Genomic DNA, 16,881 nt, shown 5'->3' with positions numbered 1-16,881 from the left:
GATAAGTAATTATGTGTGGTGAAGTGATTAAAACTACTGCTCTGTCCTTACGGAATTAGGGACTAAACCAGTGTAATCTCCATTATTTCTTATAACATCCCTTACAATAGAAGAGCTGATATAAGATTTTCCGGAAGAGGTTAATAAGAATACGGTTTCTATCTCGGACAATTTTCTGTTGGTATGGGCAATAGCTTTTTCAAATTCAAAATCTCCTGGATTACGTAATCCTCTAAGAATATAATTTGCATTAACTTTTTGACAGAAATCTACCGTAAGCCCTTCATAAGTTAACACTTTTACATTGGGTTGGTCTTTGAATGCTTCCACTATAAAATGCATGCGCTCTTCTAGAGAGAACATATACTTTTTATCCGCGTTTTTCCCAATAGCGATAATGAGTTCGTCAAACAAAGGTATACCTCTCATAATAATATCATGATGTCCCAAGGTTAATGGGTCAAAGGAACCTGGAAAAATTGCGCGTCTCATGATTTAAAGGTAGTTATTTTAGGGCAAAACTTCGTTTATAGCATTTTCAAAAAGTTCGGCAAGATGTATTCCCGCTTCTTTTGCCTGTTGCGGTAATATGCTTTCGGTGGTCAGCCCCGGAGTAGTGTTCATTTCTAGCAGAAAAGGTTCGTTGCCTATAAAAATAAATTCACTTCGCGAAAAACCTGTCATTTTTAAGACATCGTAAATGGTCTGTGCGCTCTGTCTTACATTTTCTTCCTGCTCCTTTGAAATTCTTGCTGGAGTAATTTCCGTAGACTTTCCTTCGTACTTTGCTTCGTAGTCAAAAAAATCATTTTCAGTAACAATCTCGGTAATTGGTAAAACTTTAGTTTCCCCTTCATATTTTATGACTCCGACAGACACTTCCGTTCCCGACAAAAAGCCTTCTATAATAATTTCGTCATCTTCCTTATACGCAATACTTATTGCCTTTGCTAGTTCTTCCTTCTTGTATACCTTAGAAATACCATAACTGCTCCCGGATTTATTCGCCTTAACAAAACATGGTAGTTTCACCTTTTCAATAATGGCATCTTCGTTGATTTCATCTCCCTTGTTAAGGTAATAAGATGGCGCGCACTTAATCCCATATGGTTTTAGGACACCTAGTAAATCTCTTTTGTTAAAGGTTAGTGCAGCTTGGTAAAAACCACAAGAAGTTTGCGGTATGCCCAGAAGTTCAAAATAGGCCTGCATAAGACCGTCTTCTCCAGGAGTGCCATGGATGGCGTTGAAGATACAATCAAAAGTAACCCTTGCGTCGTTAATCGTTAAGGAGAAATCATGTTTGTTCACAGGGTGTTCGTTGTCATCGTCATCTACATGAACCCATTTTTCCTTTAAGATATGTATGCGGTAAGGACTAAATTTTGTTTTGTCCAAATAATCGTAAACAACATTTCCGCTTATTAATGAAATTTTAAACTCGCTAGAGTAGCCGCCCATGATGATACCTATAGTCTTTTTCATGATAAAGATGTAAGCTATTAATTTAACAAAGATGTGCTTTTCCGATTAAAGAAAAAAGTACTGCCAGAGGACCTATATCAATAAACGTGTTTGTGTAGTAACTATTAAAATAGAATTCTAATGATAAAAGGGCATTTGTTATATTTGTGGCAATAAAAGGATTTCATGAAGAATTTTCTAAATTTTTTAAAGAGCAAGACTTTTTTGATTCAGTTAGGGCTGTCTATAGTAGTGCTCGTAATTTTGGTTTTTCTGGTGCTGCGTTGGTTAGGCAGTACCACTAATCATGGGGAATTTGTGGAAGTTCCCGATTTTGCTAAACTCTCCGTCATGGAGATGCGCAAATCGGTTGAGGATGTTGGATTGCGCTATGAAGTTTTAGATTCCGCAAACTATAATCCGGATTATCCTCGATTTTCTATTATAGAGCAGAATCCCGCAGCGGGAACAAAGGTAAAAGCGAACCGAAAAATTTATTTTACTGTTAATCCGTCGGGTTATAAGAAAGTTACGGTTCCTAAAATTATACAGGTTACCAAAAGAAATGCATCTTCAATGCTCAAAGCCGTCGGTTTAGACGTGCAACGTGTTACTTACATAGACCAATTGGGTAAGGATATGGTGTACTATATTAAATTTAAGGGTAAGGATATTAAACCTGGAGATAAACTTCCAAAAACCTCCAAAATAGAATTGGTATGTGGTAACGGTACCATTCCTAACAGTGCCATTATAAAGGCAAATTCAGAATAGCTATGGCATCCGCTTCAATCCATGAATTAGATGATGATGAGCTATACGAGCATCATAGGGTCTTAGCTTCTAAAGGTCAGGAGCCTTTGCGCGTAGACAAGTTCCTTATGAACTTCATTGAAAACGCCACCAGAAATAAAATCCAGAAGGCGGCTAAAGATGGCCATGTTTGGGTCAACGGTGCCATGGTAAAGTCTAATTACAAGGTAAAGGCCGGTGATGAGGTAAAAGTGCTTTTTGAACATCCTCCACATGAGTTTTTGTTGGTGGCCGAGGATATTCCTTTAGACATTGTTTATGAGGATGATGTGCTTTTGGTGGTGAACAAACCGGCAGGCATGGTGGTACACCCTGGTCATGGAAATTACTCAGGTACTTTAATCAATGCATTGATTCATCACGTAGATAATTTACCCGCCAATAGCAGTGAACGTCCTGGTTTAGTTCATAGAATTGATAAGGATACCTCCGGGTTACTGGTCATTGCAAAAACAGAGGCAGCAATGACCCACTTGTCCAAACAATTTTTCAATAAGACTTCAGAACGCGAGTATGTTGCTTTGGTTTGGGGTAATGTTAACGAAGAAGAAGGGGTTATTGAGGGGCATATAGGCCGCAGTCCTAAAAATAGACTGCAAATGCATGTTTTTCCCGAAGGAGAAGAAGGTAAGGAAGCGGTTACCCATTTTAAGGTGAGAGAGCGGTTAGGTTACGTTACACTTGTATCTTGTAGGTTGGAAACTGGTAGAACCCATCAAATAAGGGTTCATATGAAATATATTGGGCATACCTTGTTTAACGATGAGCGTTACGGAGGGGATAAAATATTAAAGGGGACTACATTTACCAAGTATAAACAGTTTGTGGAGAACGCTTTTAAAATATTACCAAGACAGGCACTTCACGCAAAAACACTGGGCTTCGTGCATCCTCTTACCGGAAAACACATGCAATTTGATTCTGAATTACCGCAAGATATGGCCCAATGCATTGAAAAATGGCGTAGCTACGCACAAAATAGTATGTAACATAGTTTTCTCCAATAGGGTCATTGAAACTCTTTTTAGATACCAATAGGTAGTATCCTAAATCTATTTTATTTTTATACTTAAATTTAAGTGTCTTATGAAGATTGTAATATCCCCGGCAAAATCGTTGGATTTTGAAAGCGAGTTGCCCACAACTAAATTTACGCAGCCCAATTTTCTTGTAGAGTCAGAGAAATTGAACAAGGTTTTGATAAAGAAGAAACCGAAGGCATTATCCGAACTAATGTCCATATCTGACAATTTAGCACAATTGAACTGGGAGCGCAATCAGAAATTTACGAGGCCATTTACACCCAATAATGCCAGGCCTGCGGTCTTTGCATTTAACGGAGATGTCTATAACGGTCTGGACGCTTATTCCATTCCAGAAGAAAAACTAGATAAATTACAGGACACATTACGTATCTTATCCGGGTTATATGGGGTTCTAAGACCGCTGGATTTAATGCAACCATATAGATTGGAAATGGGAACCTCTTTGAAGGTCGGAAGAAATAAAAATCTATACGAATTCTGGAAAAAAACCATAACAGAACACTTAAACGATGAATTGGTAGCGGACGAATTGTTTGTAAATCTTGCTAGTAACGAATATTTTGGAGCTGTTGATGCAAAAGCATTAAAAGTACCGGTGATTACCCCTATTTTTAAAGATTGGAAGAACGATAAGTTAAAAGTAATTAGCTTTTATGCCAAAAAAGCAAGAGGTTCTATGGTCCGGTACATTTTGGATACCGATGCAAAAACCTTAGGGGATATACAAGGTTTTGATAGGGACGAATACCAGTTTAGCAAAGCGCACACCTTAAAAGAAAACGAACCTGTTTTTGTACGATAAAATAAACTTTTGCGAATACCGTTATCGTAGTATACCCAAAGAGTAGTTTTGCTATGAGAAAGTTGATATTGTCGTTATTAGTTGTTGTTGGTTTGTTTTTTGCTTGTACCGATAGGGATGACGACGTAAATGCGGTTAATATTCGCGTTAAGAATAATACAGAGTCCTTGTTCAATGAAGTGTTGATTGTGGAAAATGACACAGTATACGAAAACATTCCCGCTGGGGAATTTTCTGAGTACATAGAGTTCCAACGAGCGTTCGAGGCTACGGAATTAACTGTAAAAACAGACTCAACCACCTTAACTTATACCCCTTTAGAAGTTTTTACAGATTCACTACCTATAGGTTTCTATACCTATGAACTCAGTTTTGACGAGGCACAGCAAATAGAACTTACTTTTAGAATAGAATACTAAATCACTTCTTTTTAACGGTTTTTATCTTTTCCTCTACCGTAGGTCTTCTCTTAATTTTTCTTGGCCTTCTTGCACCATAAGAGTTATTGGCTATTTTTCCTTTCCTTGATTTTTTATCTCCCTTCCCCATTCCTTTTTATTTTAAGTTGCATAAAGCGGAAGGCAAAAAACCTTTCACGTTACTATTGTATTAAAGTTAGTAAATTCGAGTTGAATTTTGTTGAAAATTCTGTTCTCATCTTTCAATTAATAAATTTTAACCGTGTTTCAACATATACATCCTTATGAACCGTTTTTATTTCCTGAGGCTACCAAACTCATTGTAGGCACCTTACCTCCACCGCGCTTTACTACTGGCGATTTAAAACCAGAAGATGTAGATTTTTGTTACGGGAGTAAAAACGGACAGCTTTGGCCAATTTTGGATATAATTTTTGACTTGGGGTTGAAGTATGAAACTACGGAATTTGCAGCTCAGCAGCGAAAAGCATTTTTAGTGAAGCATAAAATAGGAGTTTGTGATATTGTGGCGAGTGCGGAGCGCGATAAAGTGGATGCTTCGGACTTAGGGATGCAAAACACTACTTTGAGAAATATTCTTGGGTATTTGGAACGGTATCCCGCAGTGGATACACTGCTCTTTACTGGAGGAAATAGTAAAAATGGTCCAGAATATTTCTTTAGAAGACATCTCAAAGAAAATGGTCTTGCGCTGCAGGTAGTCTCGAACGTAGTGCCAAGGATTCATACATTTACGCATCCAAAGACACAGAAACATCTGAAAACGGTTTCGTTAACGGCCCCTTCTGGAGCGGCCAACAGAGCAGTTGGTAGTTTGGATTTATATAAAAAAATAAAGACCAAAAATCCTGATTTCAATACCTTGGATTTTAGGGTGATGCAATACAGGGAATTTTTTTTAAAATCATGAAGAATTATTTCTAAAGGTATGATTTATAGACCATCATTTTAAATGGAAGCTAGCAGAAATAAATCTAAATTGGCAAATAAACCATGGCCTACGAAAAGGGCCATGATACAGGTATACGAAAAGAAACTCTGGGGAGGGAATCAAACAGATTTCTATTCAGGAGTTGGTTCACATCATCCTCAAATCATAACGCCCTATCTTCAAGACTTGATTGCTTTCTTAAGTGCTTTTGAACATCCTCTTACGGTCTGTGATTTAGGCTGTGGAGATTTTAATATTGGAAGCAAATTAGTGGAGTACACCCAGTTTTACCATGCCGTAGATATTGTACCAGAACTGATAAAGCGTAATAAGGAAATATTTGACCTAAAAAACCTAGAATTTCATTGCCTGGATATTGCAAATGATGTTTTACCTGCTGCAGACTGTGCACTATTAAGGCAGGTTTTACAACACCTTTCGAATAAAGAAATACTCCGTATAATTAACAAGCTTAGTGATTTTAAGTATGTAATAATTACAGAGCATGTTCCCGCAGGTGAGTACGAGCCCAACAGAGATATTATTTCAGGTCAGGGAATTCGGCTTAAAAAGCAAAGTGGTGTCAAGGTATTGTCTGCACCGTTTAATCTAAAAGTTACCGAGGAAAAGCTTTTATCTGCTATTGATTTAGGTGAAGGTAAAGGTGTAATTGAAACTTCCTTATATCAGCTTTGGTAAATGGATAATTGAGAAACGTAATGACCCAAGTTTTGAACGCCTCAGAAATTAATCTTGGATTCCATTAATTTCTCTGTCACAAAATATAGAATGGCTACCAACTAAAAAGAGTCCAATCTTTTAAGATCAGACTCTTTTACGAGAACACTATATGAAAATGAAAAAAATTATTTACTTAAATACATTGTAAATATATAAGCTACATCTCGTAATCTAGACTTATTGTTGTCAAAGCTGTTGTTTTTGTGGTGTCGCCTATGAATTTTGTTATTTACTAAAATTTAAATTCAAGATTCTCTTAGAATAGCGATATTTATATCGGAAAATTCGGTATGTTATACCAGCAATTTTCAAATAAGAATTGATAACGAAATTGAGGTATGCAGCAGCAAGAAAGATTAGAGGAATTTAAAAAATCGGTACAGAACAAGTTCAATGTATATAACAGCCTGTTCTTAAATTTACCGTATCGGAATATAGAAAACGTGGGAATGCTTATTCCCCTGTTAATGGACCAATCCCAGAAAGGTCTACAATCGGGCTTGAATCCTAAGGAAATCATAGAGGATTTCTTTGAAAGATTTGCCAATCTCGATACGGAGGAAGAGCGTATAGACTTCATGTTCCGAATTATTCAGTATGTAGAGCGTCAGGTGGTGTTATATGATAGTGTGGAGGATGCCGCTTTTCCAAAAATACATAAGCACAGTAGTTCATTGTCTTTAAAAGACTATTTTCAGTTGGTCGAGAAGAACAACGCTTGGGATTCCATTGCCGATAAACTGGACAATTTTAGCGCAAGAATAGTACTCACGGCACACCCTACGCAGTTCTATACACCCGCGGTATTAGATATTATCACCAATTTAAGGACGCTTATTTTAGAGGATAAGATAGATGAAATAGATGTAGCCCTACAGCAGTTAGGATTAACCTCCTTGGTAAATGCCAAGAAACCTACACCCTTGGACGAGGCCAAGAATATCATATATACCCTTAGAAATGTTTATTATGATGCTATAGGAGATATGTACGCATATATAAAGAGAAGCGCGGGTAGTAGAGGTTTTGAAAATCATGATATTGTAAAATTAGGTTTTTGGCCGGGAGGTGATAGAGATGGTAATCCCTTTGTAACCGCAGATATTACCAAAGATGTAATGGATGAGTTGCGTATTACCCTCATGAAATGTTATTATAACGATTTAAAGCGCTTACAGCACAAACTAACTTTTAGAGAAGTGCAGGATCCTCTGAACAAATTGCGGGCTAATTTATACAAGGCCATGTTCGACCCTACCAAGGATGTTGGCTACGAGGACATTATAGGACCCTTACAGCAGATACGAGCCGCATTGATAGATAAGTATCATGACTTATATTTGAAGGATTTGGACTTGTTCATAGACAAAGTTAAAATCTTCAAAACGCATTTTGCCACTATAGATATAAGGCAGGATCACAGTATGCACACCAAAGTGATGAATGCGGTATTGGTCAAGAATGGGTTTATAAAAGAGGATTTGAACGAGCTATCCGAATCAAAATTGATTGATATCCTTTTAAATGAGAAGTTGTCCTTAGTACCGGATGATTATAAGGAGGATATTGTAAATGACACGATTAAGAACGTGTCACAACTAGTAACCATTCAAGCAAAGAATGGCGAAGAAGGATGTAACAGGTACATCATAAGTAATTCAGAAGATGTATTCAGTATTCTCTTTGTTTATGCTTTGTTCCGATGGTGTGGTTGGGCAGATAAAAAGATAACCTTTGATATTGTTCCACTTTTTGAGACCATGAAGGGTATGGATAATGCGGAAGCTACCATGCAACAACTGTTTAATTTAAAAGCGTATAGAACTCATCTGGCCAATAGGGGAGATAAACAGACCATAATGCTCGGTTTTTCCGATGGTACCAAGGATGGGGGTTACTTAAAGGCCAATTGGTCCATTCTTAAGACAAAGGAAGAACTATCGGCAGTATGTGATGCTAACGAAATTGCAGCAGTTTTCTTTGATGGAAGAGGAGGTCCGCCGGCAAGAGGTGGAGGTAAAACACACCGTTTCTATGCGGCACAGACCAATAAGGTGGCCAATAACGAGATTCAATTGACCATTCAAGGACAAACCATTACAAGTACCTACGGTACAAAGGAGCAGTTTATTTATAACAGCGAACAACTATTAACAGCAGGATTGTCCAATACGATATTGGGGAAGGAAATTACCATTTCAGAAGATTCACGTGCCTTGATTGAAGAACTTTCAGAATTAAGTTTTGAGAAATATGACGCCTTGAAACATCATGAGAACTTCATGCCTTATTTGGAAAACATGAGTACCCTAAAGTACTATACGAAAGCTAATATTGGCAGTAGGCCCGGTAAACGCGGGAATAAGGCAAAACTGGAGTTATCCGATCTAAGAGCGATTTCTTTCGTAGGTTCCTGGAGTCAGTTAAAGCAAAACGTTCCTGGTTATTTTGGAATAGGTACGGCTTTGAAGTATTTGGCGGACGACGGTAGGTTCGATGAGGCAAAGACACTATACAATGAAGTTCCTTTTTTCCAAGCTTTGATGATGAATAGTATGATGAGCTTATCTAAATGCTATTTTGAATTGACAAGTTACATGAGGGAGAATGAAGAGTATGGCGACTTTTGGCAGATATTGCACGATGAGTACGAGCTTTCTAAAAAAATGCTTTTAGAGCTTTCCGGTATGGAAATCTTAATGGAGAAGGAAACCATCTCAAGAGAATCTATTAAGATTAGGGAAAATATAGTACTACCGTTATTGGTAATACAGCAGTATGCTTTACAAAAAATAGGAGAGGGTAATGCCCATAAAGCACTCTACGAGAAAATTGTAACCCGTTCCCTTTACGGTAATATTAATGCTAGTAGAAACTCAGCTTAGATTAATTAAAAAAAATGTGCATTACTAAAAAATGGCAAGGATAGTTATCCTTGCCATTTTTATTAACAATCAACTAAATACACTACTAATGAACTTTTCTTAGTACTTCTATGGAGTTAGAAATATCAAAGCAGCCTTCAAATTCGTCAAAAGTCCATCCCGCTTTTAGACCTTTTAAACCATCTTCGTATCTAATGTAGTAGATGAAGCAAGTACCTTCCCCTGCGGCGTCGAAATCAACTCCTTCTACAGCTTCTAGTGTTGGGGGAAGACCTAGGATTCTACCGCTGGCGTCGGTAATTATCCATGAACTATTGGCTCCCGCAGCTTCAGTATTATCCAACGTGATGCCAGTAACATAATCAGGGGTGCCATCAATTATAAATTCATACGCACCTCCAGAAATAGTTCCTGCATTTGGCTTGTTACGTACCACTTCTATTGGGTTGGAAAGGTCGAAGTTTCCTTCTAGATGGGCTGCGTTCATTTCTGGCGCAAGACCTTTAATTTTCCCCTCGTAGCGTAAGTACTAGATAAGGCAAGTTCCAGCGTCTGCTCGGTCAAAATCAACACCTTCTACCGCATCAAGCGTTGGTGGTAAACCAAGAATATTTCCTTTATCATCCGTAATTACCCATGTACTGTTACTACCAAAGGCATTACTGCTGTCCAAAGCTATTCCGCTAACATTATCGGCCACGCCGTCTACGCAAAAGCTATATGGGACGCCAGAGATGGTGCCCGCTTCAGCACCTTTCAGTCTATTTACCTCTATGGGGTTGGAAAGGTCAAAACATCCCTCAAGATCGTTTGCGTTTATTCCCATTTCAGCACCTTGTAGTCCTTCTTCATAACGTAGGTACCAGATAAGGCAGGCTCCAGGTCCTGCACCATCAAAATTAACACCTTCTACGACATCCAAAGTTGGAGGTAATCCTAGGATATTCCCTAAATCATCTGTGATAACCCAAGTACTTAGAGAACCACTAGCTTCGGAATTATCCAAATGAATACCGCTAACAAAATCTTCTTCTCCATCCACATAGAACGTGTACGGTCCACTGGTCAAGCTTCCGGCATTTGGTTTGCTTCTAACTACTTCCAAGGCATTTGATAATCCAAAATTACCTTTAAGGTCATTAGCGTTCATGCCTGGTTCAAGCCCTGTTAGACCTTCTTCGTATCGTAAATACCAGATAAGACAGGTTCCAGCTCTTGCCTCGTCAAAGTCAACCCCTTTTACGGCGTCTAAAGTTGGCGGTAGCCCTAGGATGTTTCCTAAGTCATCCGTAATGATCCAGCTGCTTAAGCTTCCAGAAGCTTCACTGGCATCTAAATTAATATCGGTCACGAAATCGGCCGTGCCATCAACACAAAAACTATAAGGTCCTCCGGAAATTACACCAGCTTGTGCGGCTTGTAATCTGTTTACCTCAATAGAGTTGGAAAGGCTAAAACAACCAGAAAGGTCAGCCGCGTTTAAACCGGCTTCCGCGCCAACCAGACCATCTTCAAAACGGAGGTACCAGATCAAACAAACACCAGCACTGGCTTGGTCAAAATCTACTTCTTTTACCGCGTCTAAGGTTGGGGGTAGGCCTAGGATGTTCAATTTATCATCCGTAATTATCCAAGTGCTGTTCGTTCCTTTTGCATTTTCCGCGTTAAGCGTAAGTTCCGTAACAAAATCGGGAGTACCGTCTACGGTAAACTCGTAAGGTCCACCAGAAATTTCACCTGCGGCTATTTCGTTTCGTACTACCTCGATAGTATTGGAAAGGTCAAATGTACCGGTTAAATCATCTGTGTTCATACCTACTTCCAGTCCTGCAAGTCCGTCTTCGTACCTCAGGTACCAAATAAGACAAACACCCGCGCCGGCCTCATCAAAATTAACGCCCTCTAAGGCTTCCATATTGGGAGGTAGTCCAAGGATAACATTTTTATCATCAGTAACGATGAAAGTACTGTTGGTGCCCATGCTAGCATCACTGTTAAGGGTAATGCCGGAAACCATATCGGCTTCACCATCTACACAGAAGGTAAACGGTCCGCCAGCTAACGCACCCGAAACGGGGGTAATTGGTTGTTGATCTTGTTCGTTCTCTTCAGAACAGCTCGCCAATAGTAGCAAGAAGACAAAAATGGTCAAAAGATTAGTTTTTTCATTGTTCTATTTTTTAAGTTTACAACAAATGAAAAGATAGGATGTAACAAAGCGGTCACAGAAAGATGTTCTTTCTGTGATACTTTCATGATAATTTGGAATAGACTACTGGGTTAGTAGTAATTAGACGAATATTTACGGTAAAGGAGTACTCAAAATGGCGTAGAACGTTTGAATGCCATAGGCTATTTGGCCAATCTTCAGATTCTCATTAGGGCTATGTTGATTGTTATCGGGATTTACCATCGGCACAATAAAAGCAGGAATTTTCAATTCATTGATAAAAGGAGAAATAGGAACGGTTCCACCCATAATCCGAATTTGCACCACATCTTCCTGAAACTTGTCTTGTAAAACCTTAACGATAAAATCACCGTTACTATGGTTAAGGTCGGTTCTAAAGGCATCGGTTACGGAACCTTCCTTAATCATGGCTATTTTATCATGATTCATACGTTCCTGTTCAGTGGGCATGGTATCTGTAATATAGAAACCTTCATTGGCAATATATTTCTTGACCAGATTTTTAAGACGTGTTCCGTCGGATTCTGGAACCAGTCTTAAATCTAGTTCGGCGGTTGCCGTAGCAGGAACAATGGTTCTTGCTCTTTCTCCAATCCAACCAGAGCCCAGGCCTCTGATGTTTAGGCTAGGATACTGTAATGCTTCTTGATAGAACGCACCTACTTTCTCCGCTGTTTTAAATTGAAGTTTCTCAGAAATCAAATCGTCGCTGTCCGGGACACTTTTTAAAACGGTCTTTGTAGCATCATCTAGAGTAATTCCCTCATAATACCCAGGAATGAGCACGCGCCCTTCTTTATCTTTCATGTTAGCTAATAACTGTGTTAGCTGAAAGCCAGGGTTAGGGGCGTAATTTCCATAGTGACCACTATGTTGAGGTTGTATGGGGCCAAATGTAGTCAATGATAACGTTGTTATTCCTCGACAGCCATAGATTACAGTAGGTTTACCAGAAGCATGTACAGGACCATCGTTAATGACCAGAAAATCTGCCTTTAAAAGTTCCCTGTACTGTTTTACAGCTTCGGGTAAGGGTTTACTACTTTTTTCTTCCTCACTGTCCAGAATTACCTTAACATTAAAGGGTATGGCTACATTATTTTTCTTTAAGAGATCAATGGCGTTCAAGAACATGACGATAGGTCCTTTGTCATCTGAAGTTGACCTACCGAAAAGGCGCCAGTCATAATTAATATCGTCGTTCAAGTCCTCAAAGGCTTCCGTCCTCCATACGTCACCGTCTTTAGATTTTAAAACGGTCTCATAAGGGTTGGGTTGGTCCCATTTGGCGGCATCAACAGATTGCCCGTCCAAATGCATATAGAATAGTATCGTAGGTTTACTATCGTCCATGGGTAAGGCAGCAAAGAACAAGGGTAGGTTTTCCGTTTCTAAGATACTCGTATTGAAGCCTCTATTATTAAACTTGTTACGCAACCAGATAAGGTTGGAGTCTATGTCATCTGCATTAAGGGCGTCATTAGGGATTTTTACAAAATCTACTAGTTCATCAATACTATGCTTTACTTGGGATTTGATTGCAGTTGAATCTTGAGCAATACTAATGTTAACGAATAAAATGTTTAGTAATATTATAAAGTGCTTCATCTTCTATCCTTGTTTTTGGTAAACGAAAGATAGTTATTTGTTTATAAAACTCTCCCTAAAAACTATGGCCAAATCCAACATAGGCCCATTCTGCAATACCGACACCGGTCCTAAACATAAAACCATTGGAACTTTGTTTTCTATAGCCTATGGAAATCTGCGGATAGAATTGACTATCATCCACAAAATCTTCGTTCATATTCCCATCATTTGATTCTGAAAAATAGCCTAGTCCAAGCCCTACTTCAAAATGGTTTTTGCCTTTTCCCGTAAGCGCCGTTACGCCTAGACTGGACAAATACCCCGACCCACTCCTACTTCCACTAAAATCTAAGTAGGCATGCGCACCACCCTTGACTGTAAGATAATAGGATTTAAAAAAACCTTTTTGCGATGAGATTAAGAGCCTGTCATAGGAAAGTTGTGCCTGGTAGAATAGGATGAAGGTTCCTAAAGAGCCGTGTATAATATTTTTTGCGGGTTCAATGGAGGAATTTTCTTGTGAATAGGAATTTATCGTTAAAAAAGTGACAAGCAGTATTGAAAGCAATTTTTTCATAGTGTATTTATTCTAAAGATTAGTTTAATTATAACACTATAAACAATTCAAAACGTCGAAACCCTTCCTATTAATTGGAATATTATTGTCTGATTTTTTTATAAAATTGGAAATTCTTTCTATGCCATTGGCAGTCAATTGTTTAATAAAAGAGAAACATAATATGATACTTTCTTGTAGCCTTCCCTAAAAATAGGACAGCTTAAAATTAGAATTTTCTAACTTTAAATTTTAACTGTCACATGAAAAAAAGCAAGTTTACCGAGAGCCAGATCATCAAGGCCTTGAAAGAGAACGAACAGGGCCGTAGTGTCGGGGATGTATCCCGCGAACTGGGCATCGACAAGAGCACCTTTTATTATTGGCGCAAGAAATATGGCGGAATGGAGGTCACGCACATGAAACGTCTCAAAGAGCTCGAGGAGGAGAACCGCAAGCTCAAACAGATGTACGCCGACGTAAGCCTGGACGTGCGCATGCTCAAGGACGTACTGTCAAAAAAGTTCTAGGGCCTTCCGACAAGAAGCACCGTGCCAAGTACCTTCAGGATGCCTATTCGGTCCGTGTATCGCGTTCCTGCCAAGTGATCGGGCTTGCCCGTTCGATGTGGTACCACCATACCAAAAAGGACGATACGGAAGTTGTCGAGGCACTATCGAGGTTGGCGGAAGAACTGCCGACAAGGGGTTTCGAGGTGTACTATAAACGGCTTCGTCGCGAAGGCCATAAATGGAACAGGAAACGTGTACTTCGGGTTTACAGGAAGATGAACCTAAAGCTGCGCAGAAAACATAAGAAAAGACTGCCCGCAAGGGTAAAGAACCCATTGGAGGCCCCTACGGCGCTCAACGAGGTATGGAGTATGGACTTCATGTCGGACGTTCTCTCCGATGGAAGGAAAGTAAGGGTGTTCAACGTCATGGACGATTATAACCGTGAGGCACTGGCCATGGATATAGGTCTGAACTATCCGGCAAGAAAGGTCGTGGAGACCTTGGAGTATCTGGAAGAGGAAGTAGGGCTTCCAAAGACGATACGCTGTGACAACGGTCCCGAGTTCATCTCGAAGACCTTGGCGGCGTGGTGCAAGGGAAAAAGAGTGGAACTAAGGTTCGTACAACCGGGCAAGCCGATGCAGAACGGTTACATGGAAAGGCTCAACAGGTTTTACAGGGAGGACGTACTTGATGCCTACTGGTTCAACGACCTGCACCAGATCAGGACATTGACCGATAAATGGAAAAAGGATTACAATACGCAGCACCCACATTCATCATTGGGAGATATGCCACCGAGAGAGTATAAAGACCGTTTCGGGGAAGAATTCTTCCCCGAAACGGTCAACGATAAAGATATTTTTATGAATTTAGCGTTGTCCTAAAACGGGTAAGGCTACATTCTGTTGCAGTCGAATACTGCACAAAATTAAAAATTAAGTACAATGATAGATAAGGTCTTGTAGGGTTATTCCAATCATTTTATTTTTTAAATACGATTTAAAAGTATTTTATATGAGGATAAACGGTAGAATGACCTAAACGTTAAACGTTTCTTTTGAGTTGATTAGAGTTCATTTAACTTGTCTATATACTTTAATACTAACTGACTTTTAGGTATGTCATTGCTGTTTTTTTCTTCTCTATATCGTTTTAGAAGAGCTAAGCTATTCTTAGCAAGTAATTCTTCTAAACCAAAATCATTTAAATAGGTTAGTTCATTGGATTCTAAGTCCACTAAATAAGGAAAACGTAATTGTGCAACTTTGGCACCATAAATAGCTCCGCCGATACCTCCACTCACTTTGCTCCAGAAAGTAGAAGTTTCGCTTTCTTGAATTTGATAATTGTACATGTTTTCGTCTTGGGAAATGCCAGCCACAAAAAATAAATACCGACCATGTTTTAAAATTGGCGTATAGTGAAGCTGGATATTATATTTGAAACAGTTTAAAAATAGTGTATCTCCATTTGAATAAGCTGCTATATTTTTCTTGATATCCTTTTTTGAGATAAGTTTTGTAGTAGAGGATATTCGATAGTCATTTCCGCCAGACATCTTTATTTCGCCTATAGTTCTTCTTTCTGATAATAGAGTGTAAGCCAGAGAAGGTTCTTTATTTTGGACTTCATCTATACTCATATAAATTCCTTTGGGAAAATCTTGAGCATTCAAAGCTAAGATGTTTACTAAAAAAAGAATTAGTGCAAGTAGTTTAATCTTCATCGAATTAATTTTATAAATGAATTTACTTCATTTACACCATTGGCAGTCAAATATTTAATAAAAGCAGAACCAATGATGGCACCTTTTGAAGTTTTTGTGGCCTGATCAAATGTTTCCGCATCCTTGATACCAAAACCAACTATCTGTGGATTTTTTAAGTTCATGTTGGCAATACGCTCAAAATATGTTTCTTGTTCATTTCCAAAGCCGGATTTTGAACCTGTGACGCTAGCGGAACTTACCATATATATAAATCCGTCTGAGGCTTCATCGATTTGGCGAATACGTTCATCGCTTGTTTGTGGTGTAATTAAAAATATGTTGATAAGACCATATTTTTTAAAAATCACTTTATAGTCAGCCTCGTAAACATCCAAGGGCAAATCTGGCATGATCAGCCCATCGATACCAATTTCCTGACATTTTTCACAAAAAGCTTCCACGCCATATTGTAGCATAGGGTTGAAATAGCCCATGACTATTAAGGGGATGGAGACGGTCTTCCGGATGTTCTTCAATTGTTCAAATAGTATTGCCGTTGTCATTCCATTTTTTAAGGCTATCGTAGAACTCTCCTGTATGGTTGGCCCGTCTGCCAAGGGGTCACTAAAAGGAAGGCCAATTTCAATCATATCTATACCATTTTTTTCCAGGTCCTCAATAATCTGTACGGTATCTTCCAAGGCAGGATATCCTGCTGTAAAATATATGGATAGGAGCTTTTTATTCTCCTGCATCTTGTGATTTATTCTGTTCATGTTAAGCGGTCATTTTTATTCCCGCAAAGGCGGGAATCAGTTTAATTTTTCAACGTGTTTTTATCATTTATGGTTCAATCTGCGAGCATCCAAGTAAGGTCTTTCCAGTCTGGATTCATATCGTTTACAAGATTTTCTTTTCATTTTCGATTCCATTTTTTTAGCTGTTTCTCCCTCTTAATCGAGTTAATTACGTAGGACGAAGTTTCAAACCAAATCAGTTTATGAACATTGTATCTGCCTGTAAAGCCACTATTACTTTTTGATCGATGTTCCTTTAACCCCCTTTTTAAATTATTGGTAAACCCTACATAAAGAACGGAGTGATTCTTGTTGGCAAGTATGTAGACATAATAGCGGTGCATTTAATTGATTTAAATCATTTTGGGCGGATTTCCGCCTTCGCGAAAATGACCAACA

The 16,881-nt window shown here is 38.8% G+C and carries 18 protein-coding genes and 1 pseudogene; 9 read left to right on the top strand and 10 right to left on the bottom strand.

Annotated features, from left to right (window positions below):
* Window positions 1-33: 33 nt before the first annotated feature.
* Both coaD and BFP77_RS13490 read right to left on the bottom strand, forming a co-directional pair.
* Window positions 34-492 (bottom strand): pantetheine-phosphate adenylyltransferase, encoded by a 459-nt coding sequence (coaD, locus tag BFP77_RS13495; protein WP_099574548.1) that lies wholly within the window; start codon window positions 490-492, stop codon window positions 34-36.
* Window positions 493-510: 18 nt separating this feature from the next.
* Window positions 511-1,485 (bottom strand): D-alanine--D-alanine ligase, encoded by a 975-nt coding sequence (locus tag BFP77_RS13490; protein WP_099574547.1) that lies wholly within the window; start codon window positions 1,483-1,485, stop codon window positions 511-513.
* 165 nt (window positions 1,486-1,650) lie between these two features.
* Between BFP77_RS13490 and BFP77_RS13485 the strand changes: the two genes are divergently transcribed.
* From BFP77_RS13485 to BFP77_RS13470, 4 genes are all read left to right on the top strand, one after another.
* On the top strand, window positions 1,651-2,238 hold the full coding sequence (locus BFP77_RS13485) for a PASTA domain-containing protein (protein WP_099574546.1): 588 nt from the start codon (window positions 1,651-1,653) through the stop codon (window positions 2,236-2,238).
* 2 nt (window positions 2,239-2,240) lie between these two features.
* On the top strand, window positions 2,241-3,266 hold the full coding sequence (locus tag BFP77_RS13480) for an RluA family pseudouridine synthase (protein WP_099574545.1): 1,026 nt from the start codon (window positions 2,241-2,243) through the stop codon (window positions 3,264-3,266).
* A 97-nt stretch (window positions 3,267-3,363) separates the two neighbouring features.
* Entirely contained in the window at window positions 3,364-4,125 is a 762-nt protein-coding gene (gene yaaA, locus BFP77_RS13475; protein ID WP_099574544.1) for a peroxide stress protein YaaA, read from the top strand.
* 53 nt (window positions 4,126-4,178) lie between these two features.
* Window positions 4,179-4,544: a hypothetical protein gene (locus BFP77_RS13470; protein WP_099574543.1), complete on the top strand. Its 366-nt coding sequence runs from the start codon at window positions 4,179-4,181 to the stop codon at window positions 4,542-4,544.
* 1 nt (window position 4,545) lies between these two features.
* On the opposite strand, the gene BFP77_RS13465 is transcribed toward BFP77_RS13470, so the two are convergent.
* Window positions 4,546-4,674, bottom strand: coding sequence for a 30S ribosomal protein THX (locus tag BFP77_RS13465; protein WP_099574542.1), 129 nt, complete (start codon window positions 4,672-4,674; stop codon window positions 4,546-4,548).
* Window positions 4,675-4,806: 132 nt separating this feature from the next.
* Here BFP77_RS13465 and BFP77_RS13460 point away from each other — a divergent pair, with 132 nt between their 5' ends.
* The 3 genes from BFP77_RS13460 (at window position 4,807) to BFP77_RS13450 (ending at window position 9,122) form a co-directional block, all read left to right on the top strand.
* Window positions 4,807-5,475, top strand: coding sequence for a uracil-DNA glycosylase family protein (locus BFP77_RS13460; protein WP_099574541.1), 669 nt, complete (start codon window positions 4,807-4,809; stop codon window positions 5,473-5,475).
* Window positions 5,476-5,517: 42 nt separating this feature from the next.
* A complete protein-coding gene (locus BFP77_RS13455; RefSeq protein ID WP_099574540.1) occupies window positions 5,518-6,195 on the top strand; it encodes a class I SAM-dependent methyltransferase in 678 nt (225 codons plus the stop codon).
* Between the two features lie 380 nt (window positions 6,196-6,575).
* The gene (locus tag BFP77_RS13450; RefSeq protein WP_099574539.1) at window positions 6,576-9,122 is read left to right on the top strand and encodes a phosphoenolpyruvate carboxylase; all 2,547 of its coding nucleotides are present in this window, start codon (window positions 6,576-6,578) and stop codon (window positions 9,120-9,122) included.
* Between the two features lie 85 nt (window positions 9,123-9,207).
* Here BFP77_RS13450 and BFP77_RS13445 read toward each other — a convergent pair whose 3' ends face one another.
* The 4 genes from BFP77_RS13445 to BFP77_RS13430 all read right to left on the bottom strand — a co-directional run bounded on the left by BFP77_RS13445 (window position 9,208) and on the right by BFP77_RS13430 (window position 13,480).
* Window positions 9,208-9,609, bottom strand: coding sequence for a hypothetical protein (locus BFP77_RS13445; protein ID WP_099574538.1), 402 nt, complete (start codon window positions 9,607-9,609; stop codon window positions 9,208-9,210).
* 42 nt (window positions 9,610-9,651) lie between these two features.
* Complete coding sequence (locus BFP77_RS13440) at window positions 9,652-11,274, bottom strand: hypothetical protein (RefSeq protein ID WP_180272361.1); 1,623 nt, start codon at window positions 11,272-11,274, stop codon at window positions 9,652-9,654.
* A 150-nt stretch (window positions 11,275-11,424) separates the two neighbouring features.
* Window positions 11,425-12,921 (bottom strand): M20/M25/M40 family metallo-hydrolase, encoded by a 1,497-nt coding sequence (locus BFP77_RS13435; protein ID WP_099574537.1) that lies wholly within the window; start codon window positions 12,919-12,921, stop codon window positions 11,425-11,427.
* Between the two features lie 55 nt (window positions 12,922-12,976).
* Window positions 12,977-13,480, bottom strand: coding sequence for a hypothetical protein (locus BFP77_RS13430; RefSeq protein WP_099574536.1), 504 nt, complete (start codon window positions 13,478-13,480; stop codon window positions 12,977-12,979).
* Between the two features lie 242 nt (window positions 13,481-13,722).
* Between BFP77_RS13430 and BFP77_RS17395 the strand changes: the two are divergent.
* Together BFP77_RS17395 and BFP77_RS13425 are read left to right on the top strand one after the other, a co-directional pair.
* Window positions 13,723-13,875, top strand: a pseudogene (locus tag BFP77_RS17395) (transposase); the annotation flags it as partial.
* Window positions 13,842-14,861, top strand: coding sequence for an IS3 family transposase (locus tag BFP77_RS13425; RefSeq protein ID WP_257212969.1), 1,020 nt, complete (start codon window positions 13,842-13,844; stop codon window positions 14,859-14,861). The pseudogene BFP77_RS17395 and the gene BFP77_RS13425, both read left to right, overlap by 34 nt.
* A 182-nt stretch (window positions 14,862-15,043) precedes the next feature.
* Here the strand turns inward: BFP77_RS13425 and BFP77_RS13420 are convergent, their stop codons facing one another.
* The 3 genes from BFP77_RS13420 to BFP77_RS13410 all read right to left on the bottom strand — a co-directional run bounded on the left by BFP77_RS13420 (window position 15,044) and on the right by BFP77_RS13410 (window position 16,826).
* Window positions 15,044-15,703, bottom strand: coding sequence for a DUF6563 family protein (locus BFP77_RS13420; RefSeq protein ID WP_099574535.1), 660 nt, complete (start codon window positions 15,701-15,703; stop codon window positions 15,044-15,046).
* Complete coding sequence (gene trpA, locus BFP77_RS13415) at window positions 15,700-16,461, bottom strand: tryptophan synthase subunit alpha (RefSeq protein ID WP_099574534.1); 762 nt, start codon at window positions 16,459-16,461, stop codon at window positions 15,700-15,702. The genes BFP77_RS13420 and trpA overlap by 4 nt, the downstream gene beginning before the upstream one ends.
* Before the next feature lie 140 nt (window positions 16,462-16,601).
* Window positions 16,602-16,826, bottom strand: a complete 225-nt coding sequence (locus BFP77_RS13410; RefSeq protein ID WP_099574533.1) for a GIY-YIG nuclease family protein — start codon at window positions 16,824-16,826, stop codon at window positions 16,602-16,604.
* Window positions 16,827-16,881 lie beyond the last annotated feature (55 nt).

Origin of the sequence: Maribacter sp. 4U21 (assembly GCF_002742365.1) — a bacterium.
Taxonomy (GTDB): domain Bacteria; phylum Bacteroidota; class Bacteroidia; order Flavobacteriales; family Flavobacteriaceae; genus Maribacter.
This window is presented reverse-complemented; position numbering and strand designations above follow the sequence as displayed.

Coding starts and splice junctions, on each gene's coding strand:
- coaD (WP_099574548.1), bottom strand. CDS start 492: ATGAGACGCGCAATTTTTCCAGGTTCCTTTGACCCATTAACCTTGGGA.
- BFP77_RS13490 (WP_099574547.1), bottom strand. CDS start 1,485: ATGAAAAAGACTATAGGTATCATCATGGGCGGCTACTCTAGCGAGTTT.
- BFP77_RS13485 (WP_099574546.1), top strand. CDS start 1,651: ATGAAGAATTTTCTAAATTTTTTAAAGAGCAAGACTTTTTTGATTCAG.
- BFP77_RS13480 (WP_099574545.1), top strand. CDS start 2,241: ATGGCATCCGCTTCAATCCATGAATTAGATGATGATGAGCTATACGAG.
- yaaA (WP_099574544.1), top strand. CDS start 3,364: ATGAAGATTGTAATATCCCCGGCAAAATCGTTGGATTTTGAAAGCGAG.
- BFP77_RS13470 (WP_099574543.1), top strand. CDS start 4,179: ATGAGAAAGTTGATATTGTCGTTATTAGTTGTTGTTGGTTTGTTTTTT.
- BFP77_RS13465 (WP_099574542.1), bottom strand. CDS start 4,674: ATGGGGAAGGGAGATAAAAAATCAAGGAAAGGAAAAATAGCCAATAAC.
- BFP77_RS13455 (WP_099574540.1), top strand. CDS start 5,518: ATGGAAGCTAGCAGAAATAAATCTAAATTGGCAAATAAACCATGGCCT.
- BFP77_RS13450 (WP_099574539.1), top strand. CDS start 6,576: ATGCAGCAGCAAGAAAGATTAGAGGAATTTAAAAAATCGGTACAGAAC.
- BFP77_RS13445 (WP_099574538.1), bottom strand. CDS start 9,609: ATGAACGCAGCCCATCTAGAAGGAAACTTCGACCTTTCCAACCCAATA.
- BFP77_RS13435 (WP_099574537.1), bottom strand. CDS start 12,921: ATGAAGCACTTTATAATATTACTAAACATTTTATTCGTTAACATTAGT.
- BFP77_RS13430 (WP_099574536.1), bottom strand. CDS start 13,480: ATGAAAAAATTGCTTTCAATACTGCTTGTCACTTTTTTAACGATAAAT.
- BFP77_RS13420 (WP_099574535.1), bottom strand. CDS start 15,703: ATGAAGATTAAACTACTTGCACTAATTCTTTTTTTAGTAAACATCTTA.
- trpA (WP_099574534.1), bottom strand. CDS start 16,461: ATGAACAGAATAAATCACAAGATGCAGGAGAATAAAAAGCTCCTATCC.
- BFP77_RS13410 (WP_099574533.1), bottom strand. CDS start 16,826: ATGCACCGCTATTATGTCTACATACTTGCCAACAAGAATCACTCCGTT.